The 8,353-nt window shown below is 55.9% G+C and carries 9 protein-coding genes and 1 pseudogene; 6 read left to right on the top strand and 4 right to left on the bottom strand.

What is annotated here, in order from left to right; all coding sequences use genetic code 11:
• Positions 1 to 264: transposase (locus E1N52_RS42325; RefSeq protein ID WP_165979580.1), on the top strand; the 264-nt coding region annotated here is incomplete at its 5' end.
• Between the two features lie 233 nt (positions 265 to 497).
• Here the strand turns inward: E1N52_RS42325 and nifK are convergent.
• The 3 genes from nifK to nifH all read right to left on the bottom strand — a co-directional run bounded on the left by nifK (position 498) and on the right by nifH (position 4,553).
• Positions 498 to 2,057, bottom strand: a complete 1,560-nt coding sequence (nifK, locus tag E1N52_RS42320) for a nitrogenase molybdenum-iron protein subunit beta (RefSeq protein WP_133190985.1) — start codon at positions 2,055 to 2,057, stop codon at positions 498 to 500.
• A 71-nt stretch (positions 2,058 to 2,128) separates the two neighbouring features.
• Entirely contained in the window at positions 2,129 to 3,592 is a 1,464-nt protein-coding gene (nifD, locus tag E1N52_RS42315) for a nitrogenase molybdenum-iron protein alpha chain (RefSeq protein WP_133190983.1), read from the bottom strand.
• 79 nt (positions 3,593 to 3,671) lie between these two features.
• Positions 3,672 to 4,553: a nitrogenase iron protein gene (gene nifH, locus E1N52_RS42310; protein WP_133190981.1), complete on the bottom strand. Its 882-nt coding sequence runs from the start codon at positions 4,551 to 4,553 to the stop codon at positions 3,672 to 3,674.
• A gap of 445 nt (positions 4,554 to 4,998) precedes the next feature.
• Between nifH and E1N52_RS42305 the strand changes: the two genes are divergently transcribed.
• From E1N52_RS42305 to E1N52_RS42285, 5 genes are all read left to right on the top strand, one after another.
• A complete protein-coding gene (locus E1N52_RS42305) occupies positions 4,999 to 5,607 on the top strand; it encodes a hypothetical protein (RefSeq protein WP_133190979.1) in 609 nt (202 codons plus the stop codon).
• An 88-nt stretch (positions 5,608 to 5,695) separates the two neighbouring features.
• Positions 5,696 to 6,277 (top strand): ankyrin repeat domain-containing protein, encoded by a 582-nt coding sequence (locus E1N52_RS42300; protein ID WP_133190977.1) that lies wholly within the window; start codon positions 5,696 to 5,698, stop codon positions 6,275 to 6,277.
• A gap of 12 nt (positions 6,278 to 6,289) precedes the next feature.
• Positions 6,290 to 6,532, top strand: coding sequence for an FmdB family zinc ribbon protein (locus E1N52_RS42295; protein ID WP_133190975.1), 243 nt, complete (start codon positions 6,290 to 6,292; stop codon positions 6,530 to 6,532).
• Between the two features lie 414 nt (positions 6,533 to 6,946).
• On the top strand, positions 6,947 to 7,447 hold the full coding sequence (locus E1N52_RS42290) for a transposase (protein WP_133190973.1): 501 nt from the start codon (positions 6,947 to 6,949) through the stop codon (positions 7,445 to 7,447).
• On the top strand, positions 7,444 to 7,950 hold the full coding sequence (locus E1N52_RS42285) for a helix-turn-helix domain-containing protein (protein WP_133190971.1): 507 nt from the start codon (positions 7,444 to 7,446) through the stop codon (positions 7,948 to 7,950). Before E1N52_RS42290 ends, E1N52_RS42285 begins: the two co-directional genes overlap by 4 nt.
• Before the next feature lie 265 nt (positions 7,951 to 8,215).
• Here E1N52_RS42285 and E1N52_RS42280 read toward each other — a convergent pair.
• A pseudogene (locus tag E1N52_RS42280) lies at positions 8,216 to 8,353 on the bottom strand (IS5/IS1182 family transposase); the annotation flags it as partial.

The raw sequence follows: 8,353 nt of genomic DNA, 5'->3' as shown, positions 1-8,353 counted from the left end.
TTGCGGCAGTGGTGCACCAATGTCATGCGCTCAAAAGTCGAGCCAATGAAGGACGTTGCGCGTCTGATACGTCGGCACTTCGACGGCGTCGTCGCCTGGACTCAGACCCGCCAGACCAACGGCTTCATTGAAGCCATCAACGGCTTGTTTCAAGCGGCCAAGCGAAAGGCTCGCGGTTACACACGCTTCACGACAATGCGCACGGTCCTCTTTCTCGTTGCCGGCAAGCTCGACTTCTCCGGCTTCAACCCGCATGCCTCGTGAGTCGCATCACCCACTCCAAAATCAAAAGAGCCAGTTAATTTATCGAGATTTGCAACTTCCAACAGGGGCTTTTAGAGGATAGATGTGAATCGGACGACGGAGCGCGGCCATACCTGGGTGCTGTGGACAACTAGTCAAAAAGTCGTGCGGACCGCGCTCTGCCGAGCGGCCGCGCACGATCGCCCACGTCGAGGGGCTGGGCAAACCAAGCCTAGGCAACAACCATTCTGCCATCAGCGAACAATGTCATAACTGTAATCAGTCTTTGCAATATCGACCGTACTCGCATCGAGCCTTTCGAAGAATTCGTCCAGTAATGCCAATAGAACGCGCAATCCTCCCTCATACCCCCACGTCGGAAAACGGTGATAGTGGTGCCGGTCAAAAATCGGAAACACGAGTCGCACTAGCGGTGTCCCCGTATCACGCTCCAAGTACTTCCCATGAGTGTTGCCGATCAGGAAATCGACTGGTTCGGTAAATAGCAGCGAGCGCAGATGCCAGAGATCGCGCTTCGGATAGGCGTTGCATCCCGCACCGTACGGCGACGCGTCCAACAACGCCTTGACCTTCTCTGCCCAGCCGTCGTTACCGTTTGTCGACACAACATGCACCGGCTCTGCACCGAGCTCGAGCAGGAATCGCGTGTAACCTAGCATCTGATCGGGATCGCCGTAGAGTGCATAGCGTTTGCCATGGAGAATAGCCTGACTGTCCGCGATTGCATCAACGAGTTGCCCCCGCTCCCTTTCCAGTTCAGGTGGAATCGGTTGGCCCGTGACACGCGATATCTCCATGAGGAAATGGTCGGTACCAGCAACGCCGACTGGCGAATTAAGCACAATTACCTCTTGGCCGTGTTCCGCGATAAACTTCGCCGTCTTTTCGCAGCAATACTCCTGGAAAATGAACGTTGCTTTCGCATTCAGTGCACGTTCAACTTCTTCCTTCGTGGTCCCACCCTCATACATGCGGAATTCGCCATCCGTCGGTGTATTCCATGTGTCGGAAGGATCGCAGATGATGTTGACGCTCACGCCGAACAGATCGAAGATACGTCGAACCTCCTTGATGTTGCCCACCACGAAACCGTCAAAGCCACCGATAAAGTTTACGCTCTCATCCTGCACACGTATGAGTGGTGTTGCGGTACCGGCCTTGCCGTCCCAGAAGTGTTTGAGAATGCCCAGTAGAGCATTGTCGTAACCCGTCACGTGACTGCCGACAAACGCGGGCGTATGAGCGAACGGCACATCGTAGTCTTGCGGAACGCTCCCCTTCTGCTTACTATTCTTGATGAATGCATCGAGGTCGTCACCGATGACCTCTGCCATGCAGGTCGTCGATACGGCGATCATCTCGGGCTTATAAAGGTTGTATGCATTCGCCAGACCGTCGATCATATTATTGAGGCCCCCGAAGACCGCCGCGTCTTCGGTCATTGACGAACTCACGCACGACGTCGGCTCCTTGAAGTGCCGCGAAAAGTGTGAGCGATAATAGGCCACGCAGCCCTGAGAGCCGTGCACGAACGGCAGTGTTTTATGAAAGCCGTTTGCCACGAATACCGCCCCCAGAGGCTGGCAGGCCTTCGCTGGATTGATGGTTAGCGAGTCGCGCGCGAAGTTTTTCTGCTTGTAGTCTTCAGTCTTTGTCCATTCGGCAACCTCCCTCACTGCCTCATCAGGATGGTTGAACTCAAAATTTTGCTTCTTGTTGCGCAAAAGCGCCTGATATTCCGGCTCGCGAAAGAGCAGCTCGTGATCGAGAATGTTGTGGCTTGATTGGGGCATGACTCGCTCCTGAATCGATTTCCTGGAGAGCCTTCCGGCGACACGGCCGTATCGCCAACGGGCCGCCTGCTTCACGCTGCTTTTTTCCACGGCGCCTTGGAAAGAGTCCAGACAGGACTCGAAATTGCCATGTCCATGTCGCGCGCAAAGATCGCGAATCCGTCGTAGCCGTGGTACGGTCCTGAATAATCCCAACTGTGCATCTGGCGGAACGGAACACCCATCTTCTGAAAGACGTACTTTTCCTTGATTCCTGAACCGACGAGGTCCGGCCGCATGCGTTCGACGAATTGCTCGAATTCGTATCCGGTCACGTCGTCGTAAATTAGCGTGCCGTCGTGAATGTGATGTGTAGTGCGCTGATAGTCATCGTTGTGGGCAAACTCGTAGCCGGTGCCAACGACTTCCATGCCGAGGTCTTCGTACGCCCCGATGACGTGGCGCGGGCGAAGGCCGCCTACAAAGAGCATCACTTTCTTACCCTCGAGGCGTGGTTTATATCTCGCGATCACCGCATCCATCAGCGGGCGGTATTTGGCGATCACCTTCTCGGCATTGATCTTGATCGTGTCGTCAAATCGGCACGCGATCTCTCTCAGGCTCCTTTCAATCATGGTAGGACCGAAAAAGTTGTATTCCAGCCAAGGAACACCATACTTCTCTTCCATATGCCGGCTGATGTAATTCATCGACCGGTAGCAGTGGAGCAGGTTAAGCTTTGAGCGCGGCGTATTCTCCAGTTCAGCGAGCGTACCATCGCCCGACCACTGCGCAATAACGCGCAAACCCATCTCCTCAAGGAGAATGCGGCTTGACCACGCGTCGCCAGCGATATTGTAGTCACCGATGATCGCAACGTCGTACGGAGTTGACTCGAGCGCGGAATGTTTATTCGGATCGACCCGGTCGAACACGCAATCGCGAATCGCATCGTTCGCGAGATGATGCCCAAGCGACTGCGATACGCCGCGAAATCCCTCGCAGCGTACGGGTACGATTGTGTGCCCGCCATACTGAGCGCTCTTCTTCTTCGAGACTGCCTCGATGTCATCGCCGATTAGACCGATCGGGCATTCGGTTTGAACCGATATGCCTCTGTTGAGCGGAAACAGCTCCTGAATCTCATCGACGATTTTGTCGAGTTTCTTGTCGCCACCGAACACGATGTCCTTCTCCTGAAAGTCAGAAGTGAACTGCATCGTGACAAACGTATCGACTCCGGTTGTTCCGACATAATAATTGCGGCGCGAACCCCACGAATACTGGCCGCAGCCGACCGGTCCGTGACTGACGTGAATCATGTCCTTGATCGGTCCCCAGACCACGCCCTTCGAACCGGCATATGCGCAGCCGCGAATCGTCATCACACCAGGCAGTGACTTTATGTTGGACTTCACCCCACAGTCCGGCCTACCCTGCTCGAAAGTGCCCAAATGCTTGGCCCGCCGCTTCGCCATCTTTTCGGGGTAAGCTCGCAGCACTTCATCAATGAGAGCCTTGTTAGCTGCCTTACGTTCCTCAACCGTTTCGGTCATTGCATATCCATAAGTGGAGAAATATGATTGCCGGAATCGGTTGCCGTACGCCGCACGGCAACCGTCATCCCCGCAGCCGTCAGGCGGTCGGTTCAGCCGCTGTCTTGCCAACTTTCGACTCATCGACCTGCGCCATGATTCCTTTTTCCATCAGGAGATCTTCGAGTTGGTCCATCGTGATCGGCGTTGGGATCACGCCATTGCCGGCGTTGTTATGCACCTTCTCTGCAAGCGTGCGATACTGGGCGGCCTGTACACTCTCTGGCGCGTACTCAATCACCGTCATGCGGCGTAGTTCCGCATGCTGCACGATGTTGTCGCGCGGCACGAAGTGGATCAGACGTGTGCCGAGCATCGCTGCGAGCGATTCGGCAAGCTCGAGTTCCTTGTCGGTCTTGCGCTCGTTGCAAATGAGGCCGCCCAAACGCACACCACCGCTGTTGGCGTACTTGAGAATCCCTTTTGAGATATTGTTTGCAGCGTACATAGCCATCATCTCGCCTGACATCACGATATAAATCTCCTGTGCCTTGTTCTCGCGAATTGGCATTGCAAAGCCTCCGCACACCACGTCGCCCAGCACATCGTATGAGACGTAGTCCACTCCGTCGTAGGCGCCATTCTCCTCCAGGAAATTAATCGATGTAATCACACCGCGACCCGCGCAGCCGACACCTGGCTCAGGACCGCCCGACTCCACACAGCGTATGTCTTTGTAGCCAATCTTCATGACATCCTCGAGTTCGAGGTCCTCCACAGAGCCGGCTTCCGCCGCGAGAGAGAGAATTGTGTCCTGCGCCTTCGCATGCAGTATCAGCCGTGTCGAGTCTGCCTTCGGATCGCAGCCGACAATGAGGATCTTTTGCCCGAGGTCGCTGAGCGCCGCGAGCGTGTTTTGCGACGTGGTCGATTTTCCAATTCCGCCCTTTCCGTAGAAAGCGATCTGCCGAAGTTGAGCCATCGTGGTACTCCATTGAGATAGAAGGATTAAACCAAGGTTGCCAATCAAGGCTGCAAAGCCGCGATCATGTGCTCAGCGTGCAGTGTCCATATGATCTTCTTCTGTGGAGTCACGCATCGGCCGGATGGTGTCCGCGCGAATCGCTATAGAGCAGTTTCTATGCCAACGCTCCAGAGTCGTTGAAATGCCTTGCAAATCGCGCTTTCAGCAAGCGTGCCGGCATGCCGCCTACCGATGTTCGCAGCGTCGGCTTCCTGACAAACCGTGCGTTGTTGTCGCAAACCAGGTTTGCACCATCATTTTCGGCCCGCCTCGGTCAATGGCAGTGGACCAGCAAGAGAGGGATTGGTGGTACGGAAGTTGCAAGCGAAACCCCATGCTTCTTGACCAAATACGAACTGTCACTGCCATTTCACAAGCTATTCAAACTTGAGAGGAAAACCTAATGAACGATATGACTATCGACAAGGAACTTGACCAGACTGTTTTCGCCCGCTTGCAGCTCGAGGGCCGTTTACTCAATGCAGTGTTCAAGGGCCCCACCAGTACGCCTCGGCGCATCGGTTTTCGCGGCGAACTCGCGCTGCGCTTCGGACCGCAACTCGCTGACGAAGCCCGCCCGCCTGAGCTGTCTTGCGAGCAGGTCACCGCAGTGGCCGACCTCGGCGACCCGCATCTCTTATTTTTCGCGGGGTGGCTATTGAGTTTCGAACATCTGAAAGACGTCGCCGAAGTGTTGGGAGACGCACTCTCGCCAAACGGAAAGTACTTTCTGTTCTGCGACAACATCGATCTTTCGAGTCGCTATCAGGCGCACTATCAGGGCGCGGTATTCTATGTCCTGCCTATCGTGGAATCGACGGTCTACAACGAAACACTTGAGCTCCTGTATCTCGATAAGGCAGAGCTGAAGAAAAAGGACACCGCGGGAAAACTCGATGCGGTCGCCGACGCTGGGTCGAAGTTCGACTTGTGTTTCGATTCCATCAGTTACGCGCAGGGACTCGAACTGATGGGTCCAGTCCGTGATCCTAACGAAAACAGACCGGTTTAAGTTGTGTTTCGCCACGGTGCCTCCTCATGAGGACGCCCCATGCACGCAATCTATCACAACGCTCACGCAATCTAACTGGAGAACTTCCATGGCATTGCTAATCGATGCTGCCGACCGTCGAAATGGGAACGGTCAAAGCCTCCCGCACGCTGATGAAGGTCGGCAAACTCGTGCACGTTCGTCAGTCGCTAGATGGCTGTCGGCGCACGACTTCCCGGATGCCCATTCCTGCAGCGTTGACGGCATAACGCCGCTGATGCTCGCAGCGATGCATGGGGAATACCGTATCGTCGCCGCGTTGCTCGACGAAGGTGCACCCGTCCGTGCGCTCGACGACAACGGAAACGATGCGCTATGGTACGCATGTCTATACGGAACGCCCGAGCCGATTCTACTGTTGGTCAGTGCCGGTCTTAATGTCGATCATGCCAATGCGCACGACGTCACATGCCTGATGCAGGCAGCAGCCAGCGGCAGAGTCGACGTCATGTGGTTGCTAATATCCCTTGGTGCGAGTGACAGCTTGGTCGCGCCAGATGGGCGAACTGCTTTCGACATGGCCACGGATTTTGGACTACAGCTGCTGCTAACGGTAGACCGACTCAAAAACGCCATGCGCGAATCGTCGCGTTTCGCCGATGATGCTCCGTCGCACAACCTTGCGCATTGAGGAAAACGTCTCATGCCTCTTTACGACTATGTATGCCGCAACTGCAATTTACGGTTCGAGACACTCGTACGCGCCAATTCGTTGGCGTCCTGTCCGCGTTGCAGCGGTAATGCGCTGGATAAGGAGGTCAGCGCACCGTCCGCCCCTCCACGCAACAAGGCACTCATTACGGCAGCACGCAGCCAGGCCGCTCGTGAAGGGCATTTGAGCAATTATTCCGTGGCTGAGCGCGTACAATTATTGCATCGACCTTGAAGCGCCCCAAGGAGCTGGCGACTGTAATTCCATATCTGCCTAGCAAAAAGGTTAACTCCAAGGAAAATTATATGTCGACGCGGTCTATTTACCTCAGCATACAAGGATTCCCCGCTGTAAATCCCGGCAACGGCAAACAACTCGGTAGACTTGCAAACACAATTCAGTATGTGTCTTCTGTGTGTTTGGCCGGGATATTGACATGGACAATGCCCGCGTACGCGCAGCGCGTGGATTCCCATATCGAATCATTTGACAGATTCATGGCTGACACGAGAGCTGCGTCCGCTCAGGATTTTATTGGTCGCTCTTGGCCCGAATCAGGGGCGTTTCTTGAGTCAGATCATCAACCCCCCGGCGTCATAGTAGTTGTCGCCTCTGAACTTTCTTATCAAGAAGAGTCAGAGGTGCAAGTTGAAGACGAAACAAACGTATTCTGTTGAGTTCAAGGAGCAGCCGCTGTCGAAGGTCCTGCAGCGCGGGAGCCGAACGGTTGGAGCCGTGGCTTACGAATTGAATGTGAACGTACTGACATTAAGGAATTGGATGAGAGGCACCACCGCCGCGAACCGGATCTCGAGTTCTGGACATGCAGGACGTCCGGAAGACTGGTCGCTGGAAGAACGCCTGATGGCCTTGCACGAGAGCCACCGCCTGGTGGACGATGCATTGAACGGCTGGTGTCGGGAGCGCGGCCTGTTTGCGCATCATCTCGTGCAGTGGCGTGCGGATTTTTGCGCCGGCGGCGCAGCCGCTAGCCGACGTGAGAGCGCCCAGGAAGTGCGGGATCTGAAGCAGGGCAATGTGCAACTGCAGCGTGAGCTCAAGCGCAAGGAGCAGGCGCTGGCCGAAGCTGCGGCGCTACTGGTGCTGCAGAAAAAGTACCGCGCGCTCCTCGGGGACGAGGCCGAATGACGGCCCCTGATGAGCGCAAGGCATTGATCGGCCGCATCAACGAGGCGAGCCTGGCCGGGGCTCGGCAGGCGCATGCGTGCAAGATTCTGGGGCTCAGCGCGCGCACAGTGCAGCGCTGGCAGCGCGGCGAACCTGACGCGGTGGACGGGCGCTCGTTACGGCACCACGAGCCGCGCCACAAGCTCTCTGTCGAGGAACGCGCCGAGCTTCTGGCAGTCGCGAACTCGGCCGAGTTTGGTCATCTGCCGCCAAGCCAGATCGTCCCGCGACTGGCAGACCAGCAACGCTATATCGCCTCCGAATCGACGTTCTACCGGGTACTGAAGGCCGAGAAGCAACTCGCCCACCGGCGCAGCGAACGGCCGGCCCACGCTCGCAGCAAACCGCGTTCGGTTTGCGCCGACGCGCCGAACCAGCTGTATTCCTGGGACATCACGTACCTGCCAACGACGGTTCGTGGGCAGTATTTCTATCTGTATCTGTTTCTCGACGGTAATTCGTAGGCCAAGCGTTCGCCGTCACTGACTAATTGCGTACGTCCGCTTACCGATATTCTGCACCGTCCTCTTCACGTCGAGTCAGGTTGATATCGGCAAATACAAGCAAGGCCCTAACAGGCCGCTGAAATACAGCCCAACGGAGACGGCCTTGTTCCGCTTACGCGGCTCCTGCCGCAAAATTTTTCAGATTGCGCAATCTCAACGCGAATTCAACGTTGTTTCGGCGGTTTGAGGCTACTTTTTTGGCCTCATTGCCGCTTTCCCGCCACTATGGACGCACCTGTGCCAGCGATCGCATGCGCACAAGGTTGTAGGCCGCCATATTCAACACGAACATCTGGTCCACCTTCTTCAAGCCACGCACCATCACCTGGCGCATGCGCCCCACGGTCTTGGCCCAGCCGAA

The organism is Paraburkholderia guartelaensis (assembly GCF_004353905.1).
Lineage (GTDB): Bacteria > Pseudomonadota > Gammaproteobacteria > Burkholderiales > Burkholderiaceae > Paraburkholderia > Paraburkholderia guartelaensis.
This window is presented reverse-complemented; position numbering and strand designations above follow the sequence as displayed.

Excerpts from the sequence above, each read along its gene's own strand:
- nifK (WP_133190985.1), bottom strand. The coding sequence starts at position 2,057 with ATGCCCCAATCAAGCCACAACATTCTCGATCACGAGCTGCTCTTTCGC.
- nifD (WP_133190983.1), bottom strand. The coding sequence starts at position 3,592 with ATGACCGAAACGGTTGAGGAACGTAAGGCAGCTAACAAGGCTCTCATT.
- nifH (WP_133190981.1), bottom strand. The coding sequence starts at position 4,553 with ATGGCTCAACTTCGGCAGATCGCTTTCTACGGAAAGGGCGGAATTGGA.
- E1N52_RS42305 (WP_133190979.1), top strand. The coding sequence starts at position 4,999 with ATGAACGATATGACTATCGACAAGGAACTTGACCAGACTGTTTTCGCC.
- E1N52_RS42300 (WP_133190977.1), top strand. The coding sequence starts at position 5,696 with ATGGCATTGCTAATCGATGCTGCCGACCGTCGAAATGGGAACGGTCAA.
- E1N52_RS42295 (WP_133190975.1), top strand. The coding sequence starts at position 6,290 with ATGCCTCTTTACGACTATGTATGCCGCAACTGCAATTTACGGTTCGAG.
- E1N52_RS42285 (WP_133190971.1), top strand. The coding sequence starts at position 7,444 with ATGACGGCCCCTGATGAGCGCAAGGCATTGATCGGCCGCATCAACGAG.